14 protein-coding genes are annotated in these 19,609 nt (G+C 47.8%); 6 read left to right on the plus strand and 8 right to left on the minus strand.

Features of this window, described 5'->3' with window-relative positions:
* Positions 1 to 124 precede the first annotated feature (124 nt).
* Together puuR and puuD are read right to left on the minus strand one after the other, a co-directional pair.
* Positions 125 to 682 carry an HTH-type transcriptional regulator PuuR gene (gene puuR, locus FDW92_RS17190; protein WP_042310314.1) on the minus strand — a complete coding sequence of 186 codons (558 nt, stop codon included), beginning with the start codon at positions 680 to 682 and terminating at the stop codon, positions 125 to 127.
* Positions 683 to 707: 25 nt separating this feature from the next.
* A complete protein-coding gene (puuD, locus tag FDW92_RS17195; protein WP_003838709.1) occupies positions 708 to 1,472 on the minus strand; it encodes a gamma-glutamyl-gamma-aminobutyrate hydrolase in 765 nt (254 codons plus the stop codon).
* Positions 1,473 to 1,683: 211 nt separating this feature from the next.
* Here puuD and FDW92_RS17200 point away from each other — a divergent pair, with 211 nt between their 5' ends.
* Together FDW92_RS17200 and FDW92_RS17205 are read left to right on the plus strand one after the other, a co-directional pair.
* Positions 1,684 to 3,102, plus strand: a complete 1,419-nt coding sequence (locus FDW92_RS17200; RefSeq protein ID WP_042310310.1) for a glutamine synthetase family protein — start codon at positions 1,684 to 1,686, stop codon at positions 3,100 to 3,102.
* Positions 3,103 to 3,445: 343 nt separating this feature from the next.
* Entirely contained in the window at positions 3,446 to 4,834 is a 1,389-nt protein-coding gene (locus tag FDW92_RS17205; protein ID WP_137400666.1) for an APC family permease, read from the plus strand.
* Between the two features lie 119 nt (positions 4,835 to 4,953).
* Here the strand turns inward: FDW92_RS17205 and FDW92_RS17210 are convergent, their stop codons facing one another.
* Genes FDW92_RS17210 through FDW92_RS17230 form a run of 4 tightly spaced genes read right to left on the minus strand, consistent with a single transcriptional unit; the run spans position 4,954 to position 12,542 of the window.
* Complete coding sequence (locus tag FDW92_RS17210) at positions 4,954 to 7,443, minus strand: CFI-box-CTERM domain-containing protein (RefSeq protein ID WP_042310307.1); 2,490 nt, start codon at positions 7,441 to 7,443, stop codon at positions 4,954 to 4,956.
* Complete coding sequence (locus FDW92_RS17215) at positions 7,436 to 8,653, minus strand: dynamin family protein (RefSeq protein WP_042310305.1); 1,218 nt, start codon at positions 8,651 to 8,653, stop codon at positions 7,436 to 7,438. Before FDW92_RS17215 ends, FDW92_RS17210 begins: the two co-directional genes overlap by 8 nt.
* Position 8,654: 1 nt before the next feature.
* A complete protein-coding gene (locus FDW92_RS17220; protein WP_042310304.1) occupies positions 8,655 to 10,829 on the minus strand; it encodes a dynamin family protein in 2,175 nt (724 codons plus the stop codon).
* Between the two features lie 21 nt (positions 10,830 to 10,850).
* The gene (locus tag FDW92_RS17230) at positions 10,851 to 12,542 is read right to left on the minus strand and encodes a dynamin family protein (protein ID WP_042310301.1); all 1,692 of its coding nucleotides are present in this window, start codon (positions 12,540 to 12,542) and stop codon (positions 10,851 to 10,853) included.
* Between the two features lie 618 nt (positions 12,543 to 13,160).
* Between FDW92_RS17230 and FDW92_RS17235 the strand changes: the two genes are divergently transcribed.
* A complete protein-coding gene (locus tag FDW92_RS17235) occupies positions 13,161 to 13,736 on the plus strand; it encodes a DJ-1/PfpI family protein (RefSeq protein ID WP_042310300.1) in 576 nt (191 codons plus the stop codon).
* Between the two features lie 43 nt (positions 13,737 to 13,779).
* Here FDW92_RS17235 and FDW92_RS17240 read toward each other — a convergent pair whose 3' ends face one another.
* Together FDW92_RS17240 and FDW92_RS17245 are read right to left on the minus strand one after the other, a co-directional pair.
* Entirely contained in the window at positions 13,780 to 14,526 is a 747-nt protein-coding gene (locus FDW92_RS17240) for a class I SAM-dependent methyltransferase (RefSeq protein WP_042310298.1), read from the minus strand.
* A gap of 10 nt (positions 14,527 to 14,536) precedes the next feature.
* A complete protein-coding gene (locus FDW92_RS17245) occupies positions 14,537 to 14,794 on the minus strand; it encodes a YjhX family toxin (RefSeq protein ID WP_042310296.1) in 258 nt (85 codons plus the stop codon).
* A gap of 1,268 nt (positions 14,795 to 16,062) precedes the next feature.
* Here FDW92_RS17245 and pepT point away from each other — a divergent pair.
* The 3 genes from pepT to FDW92_RS17260 all read left to right on the plus strand — a co-directional run bounded on the left by pepT (position 16,063) and on the right by FDW92_RS17260 (position 19,606).
* A complete protein-coding gene (gene pepT, locus FDW92_RS17250; protein ID WP_042310294.1) occupies positions 16,063 to 17,319 on the plus strand; it encodes a peptidase T in 1,257 nt (418 codons plus the stop codon).
* Entirely contained in the window at positions 17,316 to 18,677 is a 1,362-nt protein-coding gene (gene dcuC / locus FDW92_RS17255) for a C4-dicarboxylate transporter DcuC (RefSeq protein WP_042310292.1), read from the plus strand. The genes pepT and dcuC overlap by 4 nt, the downstream gene beginning before the upstream one ends.
* A gap of 320 nt (positions 18,678 to 18,997) precedes the next feature.
* On the plus strand, positions 18,998 to 19,606 hold the full coding sequence (locus tag FDW92_RS17260) for a DUF2913 family protein (RefSeq protein ID WP_283205082.1): 609 nt from the start codon (positions 18,998 to 19,000) through the stop codon (positions 19,604 to 19,606).
* Positions 19,607 to 19,609: the final 3 nt, after the last annotated feature.

Raw genomic sequence — 19,609 nt, forward strand, 5'->3', positions numbered from 1 at the left:
TATCAATAAGATAAAGTTCGTTGCTGATCTTTTTCAGGCAAAATCAGGCTGCACGATGCCTCAGGGATTTACCCTGTTAATGCGCGTTATTTAAGAAGGCCTGAGAAACTCAGGCCGCTACTTATTAGAATGTGGTGGGAGTGTGGGCACTGATAATGCGGCAGATCCCTGCCGAGGTGTTGCTGAAGCTGTGTGGAATGCCGGTGTTAATGGCATAACTTTGCCCTTCAACAAGATGATACGTTTGACCGTTGATGGTCAAAACCACTTCACCTTCCAGTATTGTGCCAATCTCTTCACCCTGGTGTTTAATTCTCTCCCCGGTTGTCGTGCCTGGCTGATAGGTTTCAAACATCATTGCCAGCGTACGATTCGGATTTCCGTTGTGAACTAACTTCATGGATACTCCCTGACTCCCGATCTCAATCAAATCATCCTGATTGATAACCACCTGCGGTTCGTCAGGCTTTTCCGGTTCCGCGAAGAACTCGGAGAGCGACAGCCCATATACTTTCAATAGCTTTTGCAGCGTACTGATGGCAGGACTGACTTTATCCTGCTCTATGGTGCTGATGGCGCTATGCGTCAACCCAGACAGTTCGGCGGCACGACGCTGCGAAAGACCCAATTGCTGGCGGATCTCTGACAAACGTTTACCCGGCGCCAGGCCGTCATCGCTCATAATTGCATTTCCTTAACAGTAGTGGTCAGAGTCGCTGTTTTTCAGCGAGGTGGTTCTGACAAGCGGTGATAAAACCTTCAAGTAACAAACGCGACAGGGCGTATTCGCTACTGTTCCATTCCGGGTGCCACTGCACGCCGAGCGCGAAAGGATGGTCGTGAACGCTGGCAGCTTCCACTAATCCATCCTGCGAGCGTGCTTCCACGCGCAGCTGCGGGCCAAGGGTTTTTGCACCCTGACCATGTAAGGAGTTAACCCAAAACGTGCTGCAACCTGGTATTAATTGCGACAGCAATCCTCCCTGTTGAACCTGGACTTCATGAGATGGGGCGTACTGCTGCTCCACCGGGAGTTCCGCATCTTCACGATGCTCCAGGAACTGCGAGTGATCGCACAGGCGACGATACAGAGTCCCGCCAGTGGCGACAACTAATTCCTGTAAGCCCCGGCAGATGGCGAAAATGGGAATGCGCCTTTCGAGCCCGGCGGTAATTAGCGCCATGCTCAGAAGATCACGCCCCGGATCGGCGTCAGACTCATCGCCATTTTCACCATAGAGGTGCGGCTGCACATTGCTTGGGCTTCCAGGCAGGAAGATACCATCCAGTTTTGGTAACAGCGCGTTCAGTAATTCTGGCTCCGCGAGCGCATGAGGTAACGCTATCGGTAATCCACCGGCATTCAAAACCGCATTCAGGTACTTTTCTTGCAGAGTCTGGGTCTCGTGACCCTTAAGCCTGTTCCTACACATCACTACACCAATAACTGGCTTGTCAAATATATTGCCCATGATCGACCTCACGTTTTGGAATAAATTATTGCCAAACGGTTCCTTGTTGTGCCATTCCGTTCATTATTTTCTCAATCTAGCAGCGCAATAACCTTCTAGCAAACTTAATTTAACATTTGACAAACAAATTGTTTGCATCCAGAGTCGAAGAGTGGACATTATATTTAACAGTCAAATCACAGAAAGCTTACCAGGCCAACGGCGGTGAATCATGGAAACCAATATCGTAGAAGTTGAGAATTTTGTGCAGCATTCTGAAGAGAGGCGAAGTAGCGCGTTTGCGCGCGAAGTGAAGCAATATCTGGAACGCTATCCCAACACGCAGTTTGTCGATGTGCTGTTAACCGACCTGAACGGCTGTTTTCGCGGTAAACGCATTCCCGTGTCGGGATTGTCTAAGTTAGAGAAGGGCTGTTATTTTCCGGCATCCGTGTTTGCGATGGACATTCTGGGCAATGTGGTGGAAGAGGCGGGGTTAGGACAAGAACTTGGCGAGCCTGACAGGACCTGTGTGCCGGTGCTCGGAACGTTAACCCCTTCGGCCGCCGATCCGGAATTTATTGGGCAGATGATGCTGACAATGCTGGATGAAGATGGCGCTCCCTTTGACGTTGAGCCGCGGAACGTTCTCAACCGACTCTGGCAGAAACTTCGCCAGCGCGGTTTGTTCCCCGTCGTAGCGGTAGAGCTGGAGTTCTATTTACTCGATCGCAAGCGCGATCCGGAAGGTTATCTGCAGCCGCCATGCGCGCCGGGAACGGACGATCGTAATACCCAAAGTCAGGTTTACTCTGTTGATAATCTGAACCATTTTGCTGATGTGCTGAACGATATCGACGAACTGGCCCGTCTGCAGCTGATCCCGGCCGACGGTGCGGTGGCCGAAGCATCGCCTGGTCAGTTTGAAATCAATCTTATCCATACCGATAACGTACTCGACGCCTGTGACGATGCGCTGGCGCTGAAGCGGCTGGTGCGGTTGGTGGCGGAAAAACATAAGATGCACGCCACGTTTATGGCAAAGCCTTATGAGGAGCATGCCGGTAGCGGGATGCATATCCACATCAGCATTATGAATAACAAAGGCGAGAACGTGCTGGCCGATGTGAATGGCGATGACTCCGCGTTGCTTAAGCGGGCGCTTGCCGGGATGATTGATCTGATGCCTGCGTCGATGGCGCTGCTGGCGCCAAATGTGAACTCTTATCGTCGCTTCCAACCTGGGATGTACGTCCCGACTCAGGCTTCCTGGGGGCATAACAACCGTACGGTGGCACTGCGCATTCCCTGCGGCGATCGTGATAATCATCGGGTTGAATATCGTGTGGCGGGGGCTGATGCCAACCCTTATCTGGTGATGTCGACCATTCTGGCCGGGATCCTCCATGGTCTGGATAACGAGCTGCCGTTACAGGAAGAGGTGGAAGGCAACGGACTGGAGCAGGAGGGTTTGCCGTTCCCGATCCGTCAGAGCGATGCGCTGTGGGAGTTTATGCAAAACGACAGTCTGCGTGAATTATTGGGTGAGCGTTTTAGTCACGTGTATCACGCCTGTAAAAACGATGAATTAATCCAGTTTGAACGCCTGATTACCGACACTGAAATTGAGTGGATGTTGAAAAACGCCTGACCGTCGTACAGGTCGTTTAAAAAGAAGTCGCATCATGCGGGCTGAGCGGAGCCAGCCCGTAAAAATTGCAGGAATACCTGCCATTTCCCGGATGTCGCGTAATGGAGCGCGGGCGACAACGGGTCTTCAGATAACCGACAGAGTTTGTGACGAGGAAATGTGATGATGCCAGTGTTTAAAAACCAGTCCCGCGTGAGCATCCATGGCTCCCGCAGTAAGTACGGACCACACCTTTGCCGTACGACATTGACGCCTTACTTTTGGAGATCCACCCCGACACGACTCAGGTTTGCGCTACCAACATTTCGAACACAGACCTGGACTCGTTGCGGGGAGGATCGCTATGTCGACTAATTCTCCTGTGGACGTTGCAGCCCAGCCGGGCAAAACACAGCTGCGAAAATCCCTGAAGCTGTGGCAGGTGGTGGTGATGGGGTTGGCCTATCTCACGCCGATGACGGTGTTTGACACCTTTGGGATTGTTTCGGGCGTCAGCAATGGCCATGTTCCGGCCTCCTATCTGCTGGCCCTGGCGGGCGTGCTGTTCACCGCCATCAGTTACGGTAAGCTGGTACGCCAGTTTCCGCAGGCTGGTTCGGCCTACACCTACGCGCAAAAAGCCATCAATCCGCATGTGGGGTTTATGGTTGGCTGGTCGTCGCTGCTTGACTACCTTTTCCTGCCGATGATTAACGTCCTGCTGGCGAAAATTTACCTCTCCGCGCTGTTCCCGGAGGTTGCGCCATGGATTTGGGTGGTGATGTTCGTGGCGATCCTCACCGCGGCCAATTTGAAAAGCGTTAATCTGGTGGCGAACTTCAATGCGCTGTTTGTACTGGTGCAGGTGGCGATAATCGCCGTGTTTATCTTCCTCGTGGTACAAGGGCTGCATAAAGGCGAGGGGGTCGGCACCGTCTGGTCGCTGCAACCGTTTATTAGCCAGAATGCGCATTTGATCCCGATTATCACCGGGGCGACCATCGTCTGCTTCTCGTTCCTCGGCTTTGATGCGGTGACGACGCTCTCTGAAGAAACGCCGGATGCGGCGCGTACCATCCCGAAAGCTATTTTCCTCACCGCCCTGTACGGTGGGTTGATCTTCATTGCCGCTTCGTTCTTTATGCAGCTGTTTTTCCCGGATATTAGCCGCTTTAAAGACCCGGATGCGGCGCTGCCGGAGATTGCGCTATATGTCGGCGGCAAACTGTTCCAGTCCATTTTCCTGTGTATGACTTTTGTGAATACGCTGGCGTCAGGCCTGGCGTCACATGCCAGTGTATCCCGTTTGCTGTACGTGATGGGCCGCGATAACGTCTTCCCGGAGAAGTACTTCGGTTATGTCCATCCGAAATGGCGCACCCCTGCGCTAAACGTCATTATGGTCGGCATTGTGGCGCTGTCGGCCCTGTTTTTTGACCTGGTGACCGCCACGGCGTTGATTAACTTTGGTGCGCTGGTGGCCTTTACGTTCGTCAATTTGTCGGTGTTTAACCACTTCTGGCGTCGTGAAGGGCGTAAACATACCTGGCAGGAGAAATTACACTTTCTGGTATTGCCAATGGTTGGCGCCGCCACGGTTGCCGTACTGTGGGTCAATCTGGAGGTGACATCGCTGACGCTGGGACTGGTATGGGCCGGGTTAGGGTTGGTGTATCTCGCCTGGCTGACCGGACGTTTTCGTAAGCCGCCGCCGCAGTTTGATGCGGCGAAAACCGAACGGGCCTGGGAGTAATGGTAATGTCGTTTTAAGTAGTACCAACGGGGGCGCATCATCAGAATGCGCCCCCGTTCTGAACGTTGACAGCTGTTAACGAGGCTCTAAACACAGGGTTTACATAGTCTTAACCTTAACTAAAGGTAGGTTTTCATTAATGTTGTAACGAGTTTTATATAAAGTTCTTTTGCTTCCTGGTGACGCCCAGCCTGCAAGAGGTCATAGCCCGGTTTGATATAGTCATCCCACATTGATTGGTAGATCGCTTGAGGATTGGCTCTTGCGTCAATTTTTTCAAGGAGTCTGGGGGCAATTTGATAATACTCACCAACCAATTTTTCGCCCTCAGACTGCGTAAGCAGTACGTGGTCACGAAAATGGCGGAAGGATTGCAAAACTTCGCAATCGTCCTCATAACCCATTACGCGACAGGTTGCGGTGGTAAGAAAACAGCTGCTGTCACTGGAGGAGCTGGAATAAGAAGTATGTTCCGTACGCTGGTAAGTCGTGTTGTAGGTATTTTCTCTGCGGGCTTTCGCTTTTGCGGTCTCTTCCAGGCGCATTAGCATTTTTGTTGCACTTTTATCACCAGCACTGACGCTTTTTTGATAATAGGCTCTCGCCAAATCGAGATTTACCGGCTTACCGTCGCCATAGTGGTTCATCCTGCCTAATAAAGTCCAGGCTCTGGCCTGATGGCATTTTTCAAGGATCGCATATGCTTCGGTAAATGATTTTTGTAAGTGCAGCAAACTGCCGTAAATATAGCGATCATCGTCATCCAGAAATACCTCATTATTATCTTGAGTCCCGCGTGTAGTGTGCCAGAGATAATGATAAATACTGAGCGCATTTTTTCTCGCAGGGGTCATTTCCTGTGACGGCGCATATTTGTTGTACTCCATCCTGGCGATCATTTTAAGCGCATCCAGATGCCCTAAGGCTGCAGCAATACGTAAATGAAGATGAGCGTTATCATGGCGATTATCTTTTATAAATTGGCATCCGAAGCGATAATTAGCGCCGGGATGTAGGGCATTAGCCAGATAACGCAGGGTAGTTTCAGCTTCGGCGGAGGATTTTTTATCTATGCAGCGTAATAAAAGGTCGCCGGCAAGGGGCTCGCCCAGCATATAAGCGCGACGAAGGTTTTTTTCGCCTTCGCTGGCGCGGGTTGTGAGTTTCCAGCAGCCAAGCGTATAAAATTCTTCACCTGTCCGGCATGTAATATTTGCGGCATAGCGCTGACCTGCTTCAGCATCGCTTACCTTCAGCGCGGAGCGAAAATGCAGACAGGCACGATAAATAAATTCGTTTTTGCAGCCACTCAGCACACTCAGCTCTGCCAGATGTGCGCTATTCAATGGCATATTGTTGAGTTCATTAATAAAGAGCTCAAGGATGTTCACATAAGGATAACCAGCGAGACGCATATCGCTGGCAAGACGCGTGGCCTTGCTTATTTGCTTCGCGTAACACAAAGAAATAAAACGCTGCTGTGCATATTTCCACTTTCGATCTCGCAGAGTGGAATGAGCATCTTTTCCGGGCAGGGCTGGGGCTTGTTGTTGTTCTACAAGCGTTTCAACTTCTCTGCACTGGCTTAACAGTTGATCCAGACTCTGGCGATAGCGTTGAGCAGCTTCTTCAAGCGCATCACATTGTGTTTTCATTTGTAGCATCATCGTTTCGATAACATCACTGACCTGCGGGTCGGTGTCGTTTTGCACCAGATCAGCATTCGCGTTAACGATAATTTGTTTACTGCGTTTTATCTCGCCTTCCAGCCAAAGCAGTGGTTCGTCGAAAATAGCTTCAAGCTCGCGATAAATGCCGCTGTTAACCGTAGGACGTAGAGAGGTTCGTTCAGGCGGTAGCGTTTCCTGAATGGCTAATTTTGGAAACATGCTTTTTAGTTCAGCGGATTGCCCATCACCAATCGATACCAGATGAATTTGCGCCGTACTTCCGGTTTGTTCAAGTATATTCAGCGTACGTTTTATCAGATATTGCGATCTGGCCGGTAAGACAATAGTGTCAGCAACGTCCAAAAATCCATTGAAATAGAGCGAGTCCGGCGAAGCCCGGTACGGAATGTCGACCAGCGTAACTGCGGGTCCTGCGCCGGGTACTGCGAGTGCAAATGCGGAAATAAAATGATGTAATTCCCCTTTATGCTGTCGTGTTTTTTCGAAGGCATCAAGGATGGCTGATTCGTTCATTGGGCAACGCTTTTGATAAAGCGTGATACCGCCGTGACAGGCATGCGCGTATGTGCGGCTCATCAATGTCGGAATTGTATCATTCGCCCGGTGGAAACGTCGGGATTGAGTAAAAGCAGGCAGCAATGTGTCGCGTTCATGTCCTCTGAAGCCGATGTAACAGATTACATGATGATTAATTAGCTGGGGAAAGCGCAGCAAGACCTGGAGACGATCAAGGGCTTGTTGTTGCGCTAACTGAAGTGCGGCTTTTTCCGGGTAGTTACTGGGTAATAAATGCTGTTCGATAAGTGTATCGCAGGCGGTTTTTAACAGCTTCCATGGGGTGGACCAGGTATCATGTTGCGGATCATCCTGTAGCAAGCTGACCAGCTCATCAAGAAAATGTGGCATCGCTTTATTCATATTTTAATAATTTTTCAATCTGAAGGTTAAAGGCTTTATTCTGACGAGTGAGATCGGCGATCTGCGAGTGGTTCAGGCTGTAGGCTTCGACCAACGATCGGATATATTGTGGCGATTCACTTTTCACAATACCGCGCTTGATTGGTGCGTTGATCTGGTTTAGTGCATCGCGTTTATGTCGATTCATCCGCTGCCATTCGGCCTGCAGACTCAGTAATTCTTGCCTCATTTCCTGACGTGCCTGTTGGTCATTACTGGCTTGGATAATAAAATCATGCAGCAGGGTTGCGCCTAAATACTCAGTGTTAAGCGTTGATGAAAAGGCCGTCACGCCGCAATACGCAATTCCGGCATTATCCAGTTGGTCTTTAAATGTATTGATGATGCTGTGTAGATCGTCTGTGGTTTTCCCATCTGCTTTGTTTAATACTACCAGGCAAGGATGGCTTAAATGCAGGGAATGAAGAAAAGTAATGTCACTCTGACCTAATGAACCATTATCGGCTGTCGCCAGCCAAATAACATAGTCACAATTGCTCAGGTGCTCCCTGGCAATTTTTTCATCAAACAACCGATCTCCCCGGTTTTCTTCATCGTCATTGTTATATCCTGGAGTATCAAGCAGCGCGATATTCGGCCACGGGAAATCTGGCTGCCCAATGACTATTTTTTTGAGAATATCGGAGAAACCCAGCCCGTAGCTATCAAAAAAAACATGGGCAATGCTTTCCAACTCTTCCGCTTCGAGGGGAACTCGCGTTTCATTCGCTGTATAAGCCGTGATGGATGGGCATTCCTGACTAACCAAATAGGTTGCTACCGCCGTCGTTGGGCGCTGGCCTGTTGGAAGGTGGCGTCGACCGGTCAGCGTGTTGATAAATTGCGATTTGCCTGCGCTAAAACGTCCTCCCACGCCGACCAGACACTTGTTTTTAAGCTGCGGAAGTTGCGCTTGTTCGACGAATTTCACGCTTAAGGTACGAAATGCATTGACCAGGTTACGTTCACGTTCATCAGTCAGCGCATCTCGGCTGATAATTTCTGGCAGATACTCTTGTAGGCTGCGTCGTAAATGCGCGAAATGCTTCTGATTTTGCGTGTTGTTAGCATACAGGCGTAGTAGTAGCGCCAATGCGCTATCTTTCTCCAGTATGCTATCGCCTGCAATGTCTGGAGGTATTTCATCTGTGAATAAATCATCAAAATCCACCTCACACCTCCAGATGTGATAATTCGGCACGTAATTCTCGTAGTCGTGTTATCGTTTCGTCATAGTGAGCAATATTACTTTGCTTATCATTGTATTGGGCTGAGAGCTTATCGAGATTACTTTGGATAGACTTGCTGATATCGCCAACAAACATGTCATTTTGCTGATGAAGAGTTCTGATAAAACTAGCCTGTTGTTCATCAAGCGTATGTCTGATTTTCTTGCTTATGCTGTCTAATGCCTTTTCCAGGGCCACTTTTAGCTCGGCAATATCTTCATTCTTAACGCTGGCACCGAATTTATTCACAATACTGTCGATCTCGGCTTGTGGCTCGTAATGGGGAGGAGTGATACGCAGCTTATCAAGGCTTATTTGTAATGGCCCAAGAATAGTTTCTTTACTGAAGGTGACATCTGCCTCGTGGAAGGCTTCAAGTACATGTTTTTTCAACTGCGCCTTTAAGGTATCCAGCGGCGTAAAATGTTCATAGGCGGTAATGATTTCCGCTCCGACGTTGTTAGTATATCGCCGTAACGTATTGATAATATCTGAAATTTCTGCCTGATACTCAGTTACAGACACAATTCGGGTATGGGTTTTCTTCCAGAAGAACATACCGCTGGTTGTGGAGCGATCTTCATCATGGCTCCTACTGCTGACATTCAGTTCACGATAATTATCAATAAGCCCAATAATACGTAATTTAAGACGTTCAAACTCCCGGTGCATCTGCAACTCGGCTGTACTGAAATGGACATGAATATCAGCGTCAATTTTCTTAACACTCTGATTGAGCGCATTCATCCCTGACTGTAGGGTTTCCAGATCAACTGACGAAAGCGTCTCTTTATCGCTCAGGGCAGAGGTTTCGAGATTTTTAAGACAGTTGCGAAGTTCGCTTTTTTTACCACGGATCAAATCAATCTGATGTGAGTATTTGATCTGATCTTTTTTCTCCCGACACTGCTCCAGTTCCTGGCGAACTCTTTTTAATCCCGCGACGGAGCGAAAATCCTTCGCTTCATGTGGGGCGTTAGTAAAGCTTGCCAGGTTATCTCGGGTGAGTTGCTCTTCCTCGCTTAAAGGTAACTGTTGTTCCATTTTCCATGCGATACCTTCCAGCAAAGCCGAAACCAGGACCGGTTCCTGAGAGTCAAACCGACCTTTCATGGTGCTGACGACGTTTTGTCGTGTCGCCATAAAGGCATCCTTAAAAAAGGTTTTCTGGCCGCGATGATCCTGAATCGCCAAATCCATTTTACTGGCGATAATGGTGTGATGAAGAATACCATCATTGACTAACTTATGTTTAATAAGATCCATATCCTGCTTGGATAGAAATTCTCCCGCATAAGAGAGAATCATGACGCAATCACATTGGCAGAGGAAATTAATCGTTTCCCGACTACGGGATACCACAGGATCGTTCAAGCCTGGGGTATCGATAATTTCGATATCGCGGAGTACGTCATGATTAAGGTTTAACTCAACATGGCGAACGAGTGGGGTTAAACGCCCATGAGATCCGATGTATTCACTGAGTTTTGCCTGGATTTCGCTCAGGTTGTCAAAAGGGATAATCTGCTCTCCCTTTTCCAGTTCGCTGTAAACATCCAGCCCTTCTTTTTCAGCGGTTTTTTTGAGTTCGCGACAAGTGGCTAATTCGGGGGGAAGCTCGTGGATAATACTTTTGCGAACTCTTTCTTCGTTGAAGTGAATGGAGCTGTTTCGCAGATTATTGGCGTGATGAGCACGCGCTTCTGCCAACTTTTTGGCAATCATACTCTCAGCAGTTTCGGCGTCGCTTTCAATATCTTGCCAGTCCTCTGGGGAGTAGAAAACCAGCTTTGCGCATTGTTCCTGGGCATAGCGTAGACGGGTAAGTGAAGCCGTCATCGGTGTCGCTGCTTTCGGTAAAATATTCTGTCCATTGAACAGAAGAGCATTAAGAAATGTAGATTTCCCTGCTTTTACCGAACCCACAATACCGATGCGCAATAGTTTACTGGCTTCGTCTTCAGCAGCGAGGCTGCGGCGCATGTTCGCGAGTATTTGGTTTAGCTGAAAAAGCCCCTCTTCACGCAGAAAGCCTTTGTGAAGTGACAACTGGGTGTAGACGTTTTCCAGCGTTTGCATAAACGCGTGAATATTTTCGCGTGGGGTGAGTTGGTTCATGATTCATCTTCCCTGAAGATATTATGAATGTACAGTTGGTGAGTTTTGCAGTTGTTCTATTTCCCGCATGATATTTCGTACGCCATCAATTTGAGCGGACCAGCTATCTTGCCGGGCAAGCCACTCAGCTTCGTGCTGGCGCTTTTCTTCACGGCAACACTCAAGCGCCCTGCGGCTCTCTTCTATCCGGGTACGCCACTCTTCCTCAAGACTGGCGATCAGTTCCAGCTCAATTTCTGGCAATATATCGGCGAGCGCTTCACGTGCCCGGTGCCGGATTTCAGGGAAGACTTTCTCCAATAAGTTTTGCTTAACAAGTTCTCGCTTACGTTCTTCCGGATCGGAAAAAAACTTAATAATATCCGGTAAGAAAATGATCAATAACTCGACAATAGGGTTGATAACGGAAGTGGTTACTGCAAGGGCTGTGGAGATAAGTTTATACCAGCGACTTCCCTTACTGACGGTTGCCAGGGTTTCCAGAACCAGTACTGCCGTCTGCGAACCATTTTGCAGAATACTGCCAATATCAATGTTGTCACCACCGGTCTCATTTTGCATATTCATGATGATGTCTGAGAGATTGACTCGCAGAGCTTGGTTCAGGGAAGTGCGATAGACATCGCTTATAATCGCTGCCGTACGGGTCTGGAAAATATCCTCTCCTTGGGCAAGGCAGTCATATAATACGTCAAGATTTCTCACCAATGCGTTATGTACATCTCCGCTGACTTTATCCATCGTTTCCTGACGAAGAGTCCCGGAAAGACGGCGTTTCTGGCGAGCCAGAGAGTCGTTCAACTCCTGATAAGCTCGCTCGTACTGATAAATTTGTGCGTCCAGGGCGCTGGGATCCAGCGTGCTGCTTTTGCGCAGCATAACGATATGATCTTTTAGACGAGATGCTGACGACAGAATCTGTCCAGCGAAATGGGTTATTTTGAGATCCTGAACATTTAACTGGAGTAAAGCGTTCTGCAGACGTTCGGCTGTATCTTGATCGTTACGACTTGCTCGCATGACGATCTGCGGCGGACATCCCATGTCGCTAAGTCTGCCTGCTATTTCTTCTTCTACGTTTTCTAACGATTCTGGCGTTGACTTATCGCACTTGGTCAAGACAAGGATTACAGGAACAGGCTGGAGAGCAATTTCATGGAGAACAGCCGCAAGGCTGGCGTGCAGCGTTCCGCTTTCTGCAGAAACGACCACAACGAATGCGGCGCCACGCTCTGCATAGCGATAAAAGGCATCAACGTGACGTTTTATTCCGGAATCGACTCCCGGCATATCTACCGGAATAAGCCCTTGCAAATCACGAAGACGAGAGGAAGGAAAGGTTAAGCAGGCAAACTGATCCTCCTGAGTTGCGTCATTATTTACCTCCTGCGCATTTTGCGGTGCATAGTGTACTTCTCTGACAGTGCCATCAGCCAAAGTAATAATCAAAGACTGCTGTTCGCCATACCGCAGTTCAGTTGCTAATGCTGTGGTCGGTGCCTGGTCAACGGGTAATATATTCTGCCCCAGCCAGAGATTGAGGAGAGATGATTTTCCCGCGCTAAAGATTCCAATTAGCGGCACATAGGCGGAAAAATTCTTGAGTTGATGTAATTGTGAGCATAAATCATTGGGAATTTGAGGTGCGGTAGATTCAAATTCTTTACTTATGCCGATAAGGCGCGTTAACGGTCCTGTCAATGCATCAGACATGTTCAACCTTTCCATTTATCAATAAGCTATAAGCATATTAAAACGAGAATCACCCACTGTCTTCTAATTATAATTATTTCTTTATAATGTCTGTGGCGGCGGGATACTGCAGAAAAATGGATACGAAATTTATAGAAAATTCTGCTACCCAGGTAGCAAAAATATATTTTATCTGGAAAATTTTATGTGTTGCCTTGAAAGTCAGAAATTATCAGTGTAAACGCGGACTGGTGGTATGTATGATATTTTAATGATTGATACTGTTTTACAGACAGGGAAGGCGACTGGCGTACGTCTTTGCCGCCCCCTATGAAGCCTGACGAACGTACATTTTTTCATCACAGAAATAGCTTTCGCATACTTTACCTGACATAAGCGAAATAACATAATAAATAACCCACTTAATATTATTGAGGTTAATGTTAAAATTACTTTGCTATATATTTACTAGCTGAATTATGTCATGCCATTTATGCTAAGGTCGTCATCTGACGGACTTGCAGTAGATTGTGATCTGACCGAATGTTCTGCTGTATTTATTAATGTCGGGATACGCGTGGGCTATAGTAAAGATGGCCGCTATTTCTCATCATTAATCACTGTGAGTGGGGGACGTGAATGAAGAAGATACTGATGTTGGTTGGCGATTATGTCGAAGATTATGAAACGATGGTTCCTTTCCAGGCGTTGCAAATGCTGGGCCATCGTGTTGATGCAGTCTGTCCGGATAAGAGCCAGGGTGACTACGTTCAAACCGCGATTCATGATTTTGATGGGGCGCAAACCTATAGCGAAAAACCGGGACACCGTTTTACGTTGAATGCGAATTTTGCCGAAGCGCGGGCCGTCGATTATGACGCGTTGGTGATCCCCGGCGGGCGTGCTCCGGAATATCTCCGGCTGAACCCGGATGTCATTCAACTGGTACAGGATTTTAACTCGGCGGGTAAACCTATCGCCGCCGTCTGTCATGGTCCTCAATTATTGGCGGCAGCAGGAATATTAGAAAATCGTACCTGTAGCGCCTATCCGGCCTGCGCGCCTGAAGTGCGTTTGAGCGGCGGACATTATGCGGATATCGGCATTGATCAAGCCCACGTCGACGGTAATCTGGTGACTGCGCCAGCCTGGCCCGCGCATCCGCAGTGGCTGGCTAAATTTGTTGAAGTATTAATGCAGTCAGCGGCAAAGTGATGAGAAAGTCGGTATAACCTCCCGGTTATACCGACCACACAGCTTACCTCTTCATGAGTGCGAACACGCCCCAACCAATGTATTCTCGGGTGAAGGTGACGTGGCGTCCGGGTGAACTTCTCAGTTGCTCCCTGACTTCCGGTGCAAACTCATCGTTTTGATTAGCTTCCAGCCAGCGGCGCATCGTCAACCATTTTGCCGCCTCGTACCTGTCCCAACCTTCCTGGTCAGCCAGAACCATTTCAACCACGTCATAGCCGAGCGGGTCAAAAGAAGAAATGAGTTCCGCCAGGGAAAGAAAATCGGCGACAGCGGTCGCGCCGCAGGACTGGGCGATTTCCTCCGTTGCGGGCATCTGGCGCCAGTACGGTTCACCGATGAGTATGATTCCACCAGGCTTAAGACTCTGCTCCAGTTGTCTGACCGTTCCGGTGACGCCGCCTGCAATCCAGGTTGCGCCCACGCAGGCGGCAATATCGCATTTTTCTTCAGCGACATAGCCCGTTGCATCGGCGTGGACAAAACTCACCTGCTGACTGACGCCCAGTTCTGCTGCACGCAGCGTTGCTTGTTCGCTAAACAGCTGGCTCATATCGATACCGATGCCGAAAATACCATGATCGCGCGCCCAGGTGCACAACATCTCTCCTGAGCCGCTACCGAGATCCAGAATGCGGGTGCCCGGTTCCATGCGCAGCACCTGGCCTAACGTGGCATATTTCTGCGCGGTGAACGGGTTATGGATGCGATGAGCGCTTTCGCTGATAGTAAAAATTTTGGGGATATCCATCTCTCTCTCCTTAGCGATTATCCAGTTGGGCGCGAACGTTGTTCAGCCCGGTAGTATTGATGCGATAGGGCTGACCATTGACAGATTTGATCAGCTTTTTGGTTCTGAGTTTTTTGAACACGGCGAGGGTGCAGTCGCAGAGCAGTAGTCCTTCGCGGCTGTAGCATTCGACGGAGGTGACGCGGCCTGAGGCGTCGCGGACGTGAACGATACGGCCACCTTTGGCGAGAACGTGTAAGGTACGTTGTTCCTGACGGGATAAATTCATACTGGAAAACCTGTTTAATCATCATGTGCAAAACGTGCAAACACACTGCGGTGTCCGCATTCGATTTCGGCGCATTGATAACCAGTCCGGCCTGAAAAGGTCGGTAAGCTGATTATCTGATGATTACATTCTCCAGCATCAAAGCCTCGGGTTGAGTTGAAAGGTATTTACCTGATGAATCATACCAGCCAGAATCTCCAGAGAAAACTCCTTGTACATAAAATGTGATCTATAACGAGTTATTGCGTTTAGTGACTTTATTAACTGCAAATTTTCGTTATGTGAGACATTTATTAAAGCATTAAATTAATTTGATATTCTGTCTGTGCATAGAGTGATATCTATGGTAACTCAGCATATTGAGCGCATTCAGTACCATGTAATTGATTAGTATGGGTTAATATTCGCGAGGTTTTATTTGCCTTTTTGATAAGGTATTTTTTATTATTTTAATAATTTTCTACCGAGTTTGCGATTAATCAATTTTAAGAATTTTCTTAATGTTGCGAGTTGTGTATACTCGGTTCCGCAAGAAGCTCTTCCGTTATCACTAAAACTATAAATCTGTCCTTAACACCCGTATTACCTCTGCCCTGAATCTCTTCTCAGGGCAGAGGTTTTTTTTGCCGGTGCAGGATTTTATTAATCACCAATATATACAAATATTATGGTGGGTAATGTTTAAAATTAATGGTTAGGGAAGTATTATCCATCGATAATAAGGTAATGTCGAATAGTATCATAATGAATCTATTTACCAAGGGACTATATAGTATTTCTTATAATTCACGGTTTTTCAGTATGATAGAAATTTTTGCTATTGATATAATTGTGAGTTTGCTCACGGATTTTAGTGCGCTAAGTGGCTATTTCTAGAGAAGTGCAAACGGTTGCATGTTGCAGTTACAGTATTCGTTCATTAAAAAAATATAGCGATGGTATATCTTAGGCCGGTATGGATGAGTGGAGTCTAAATGATTTCTATTATCTCTTAGGCTTACGAGTACCGGTTTATGATTTCTGTTAGCTAAACACCATGGGAAATAGCAGTAAACACGGACAGGGAGTATGATTTTACCCATCAGTAAGGCGTTTTATCACAGGCATAATTTATATTCATTTATATAAATCAACGTCGTAATGTTAATAAAACCAGCGTTCCGGGATGAACGCTGGTTTTATCCAGTTCCCTGTTTTATATCACTCGCGCTGTACGCGAGCCTCCTCTCACAGTATTTCGTCAATAAAATATTAAAGGACCTCCTGGAATGGATATTGTTGAACGTTTTATCAACTACACCAAAATTAATACCACGACTTCAAGAGAAAACGGCGCCAATGGGATAATGCCTTCTTCTGCTGGTCAAATGGTACTGGCAAAACTGCTTGCAGCAGAACTTGAAGCATTAGGAATGGAAAACATTGAGGTCAGGGATACCGCTATCGTAACGGCAACACTTCCCGGGAATACTGATGACACGGTTCCTGTCGTTTCATTCTTTGGACATCTGGATACCAGCGCGGAACAGACTGCGGACACAAATGCACAACGTCTTCACTATAGCGGTGGGGATTTGTGTCTGAACAAAGAGCTGAATATTTTTCTGCGCGAAAGCGAATTCCCGGAACTGAAAAATTATATCGGTGATGATCTGCTCGTCACTGACGGAACCAGTCTGTTAGGGGCTGATGATAAAGCAGCCATCGCCGCAATTATGAACGCATTACAGTATCTGGTGGCACATCCGGAAATCAAACATGGGCCGGTGAAGGTGGGTTTTGTGCCTGATGAAGAGCAAGGATTACGTGGCGCAAAAGCGTTTGATGTTGCGAGCTTCGGCGCTGATTTTGGTTACACCCTGGATTGTTGCGGTATCGGGGAGTTTGTTTATGAGAACTGGAATGCGGGCGATGCGGAAATCATCTTTACCGGCCAGTCTGCGCACCCCATGTCAGCCAAAGGTAAGCTGAAGAACTCGCTGCTGATGGCGCATAAGTTTATTGCGATGCTGCCTGGCGGAGAAGCGCCTGAATATACGGAAGGGCGCGAAGGTTATTACTGGGTTAAGCAGTTGCAGGGTAACAGCGCCCGCACGGTGCTTAAGCTGGATATCCGCGACTTTAGTGAAGAAGGCTATAAGGCGCGTATGGCATTTATCCGTCAGCTTGCCGTCAGTACCTGCGCTCTATGGGGCGAAAATAGCGTGGTCTGTCATTTAGCCGATCGCTATGCGAACGTGTTCAATAGTTTGCAGGGTGATGCTCACTACCCGATTGATATTGCATTACGCGCCTATCAGAAATGTGGGATTACCCCGGCTCCTGTCGCCATGCGCGGCGGATATGATGGTGCGGTTTTATCGCAGAAAGGATTGCCATGCCCGAATATTTTTACCGGTGCTCATAATTTTCACTCAATCTATGAATATCTGCCGGTGCGTTCACTGCGGGCCGCCAGCGATGTCGTGGTTGCGGTCATTGAGGAAACCTTTGCTGAGTTCACGCAGCGGAGAGCTCAGTCATGATTCAGGTGTTAATTGCCCTGCTGGTTATCGTGGTAGTCGCGCGTCTGATCCTGAAAGGTTATCGTGCCGAGCCCGTGCTATTTATTGCGGGTTTGGTGCTGATGATTTGCACCGCACTCACCGGGTGGGGTTCCGTACTACCGAAAGGCGTTGCTGGCACGGGGATTTCCTTTCTCGATCCGTTCGAGGTTATGCGCGATCTTTTCAGCACGCGAGCTGCCGATCTTGGCCTGATGATCATGGCGCTGATGGGATTTGCGCACTACATGGATCATATCGGTGCAAATGAGGCGGTGGTGCGTGTCGTCACAAAACCCCTGCGTGCGCTGCGTTCGCCCTATATTCTGCTTTTTTTCTCGTACCTGCTCGCCAGTCTCCTGCAGTTAGCTATTCCTTCCGCCACTGGACTCGCCGTACTGTTGATGGGAACAATGTTCCCCATTATGCTGGGATTAGGGCTTTCCGCTGCCTCTGCTGCCGGGGTAATTGCCACCTCGCTTGGTGTGGCGTACACCCCAACGGCAATCGATGCTATCAGGGGATCGAAAGCGGTCAATATGGATGTGGTGGAATACGTTGTCTACCACCAGGGACCGGCAGCTCTGGCTACCGTTTTGGTCGTGGGAGTCTGCCATTTTTTCTGGCAGCGCTATTGCGACCGTAAAGCGGGGACCTTACCACGGGAAATCGGTAGCGCTGAAGTGACTGACTCAGGGAAAGCGCCTGCTTTTTATGCGCTTCTTCCCATGCTTCCGATACTGATGGCAGTGGGATCCTCCGAAATGTTCGTCAGTGGTATTAACCTGAATATCATTACCATTGTGCTTATTTCAATGGCTATTTGTATGTTGATTGAATGGCTACGGGTGCGAGATTTAAAGGCGGTGTGCGAAGGATTTAGCCATTTTCTGAAAGGAATGGGCACTGCCTTTACCGGTGTGGTAGGACTGCTGGTAGCGGCGGGTGTTTTTGCTCATGGTATTAAAGTCATTGGTGCGATTGATCAATTAATCCTGATGGCCGAACACGTGGGATTACCGCCATTCGCCATGGCGGTGGTGTTTGCGCTGGTGACGCTTGCGGCGGCGATCATTATGGGATCGGGTAACGCGCCATTTCTGGCATTCGTTGAGCTTATCCCGCAAATCGCTGCCAGTATGGGGGCTAACGCCGTTGCCATGATTCTGCCGATGCAGCAGGCATCGCATATGGGACGGGCCATTTCTCCGGTATCTGGCGTGGTGATCGCCGTTTCCAGCGGGGCAAAAATAACCCCTTTCGATGTGGTTAAACGTACCGCCGTACCGTTGATTGTCGGCTTTGTTACCCATACGCTAATCATCGGTATTTTCTACTAACAATTGCAGTTACAGACAAACCTCCGGTTCATTGAATCTGGAGGTTTTCTGGTTTGATACGTTGGTGTATTGATTGCTGGTGATAATTATTAGTTTTCATCTTTATCGAGCTATTCTTATTATTTGCGGCCAACCTTGCAGCTATAAATGATTAATAAAAATAATGTGTTTTACGGCACTTTTTTTACATTGAGATAAATTAATCTGGATCATATTATGCTGATTTTAGTTGTAGTAGGTTTTTAAATTGAGCAGTAACAAATTAAATACAATAATGATTTTTTCTGGGTGGGTTTTAAGTGGTAAAAAATTTAGGAAAAGTGAGTAAATCGAGGCATCATTATCAGGATGAGCTCGAAGCGTTTACCTGGAGCGCGTTAGTGGCAATTGGTATCGCAATGCAGGATCACAAGATCCACTCTAAAATGTCAGAGCATATTTTTATTATGCATTGGTTGGCTATCGCAAAAAAAAGAAAACTCTTCTCACGAAGTGTTGCCAATGAGCTTCAATGGTTAATTGATGAAGGCAAGAAAAAAAGCATTAATGCACAACTAAAATTTAAAATTGAATACTTGTACGCCACCTCAAGTGGTGATGTGACAATGCAAAATGATTATTTTAAATTCACCCACACGATTGAAATGTTGAGAAATAATGGATGGCAGAACTTTCTACTCACACCAGAGAAGTGGCGTGACCTGCATGATAAGATTAAAGTGAGAAAGGGTAACTTTATTTTTATGGATGATACCAGACTCCAGGAGTGTTTTGGTGCTCAGGGCGAGATAGTCAAACCTTTCTGTATCCGGGTGTATGGTGATGTTGAGTTCGCAAAATTAACCTTCATCAAACACAACCTGCCGGTAGAGTTTGTGATGGATATTTCAAATGAATTTCATCACTTCCAGTTTCTTACTGATAAGTAATGA

The sequence above is a fragment of the Citrobacter sp. wls706 genome (genome assembly GCF_005281305.1).
Classification (GTDB): Bacteria; Pseudomonadota; Gammaproteobacteria; order Enterobacterales; family Enterobacteriaceae; genus Citrobacter; species Citrobacter werkmanii.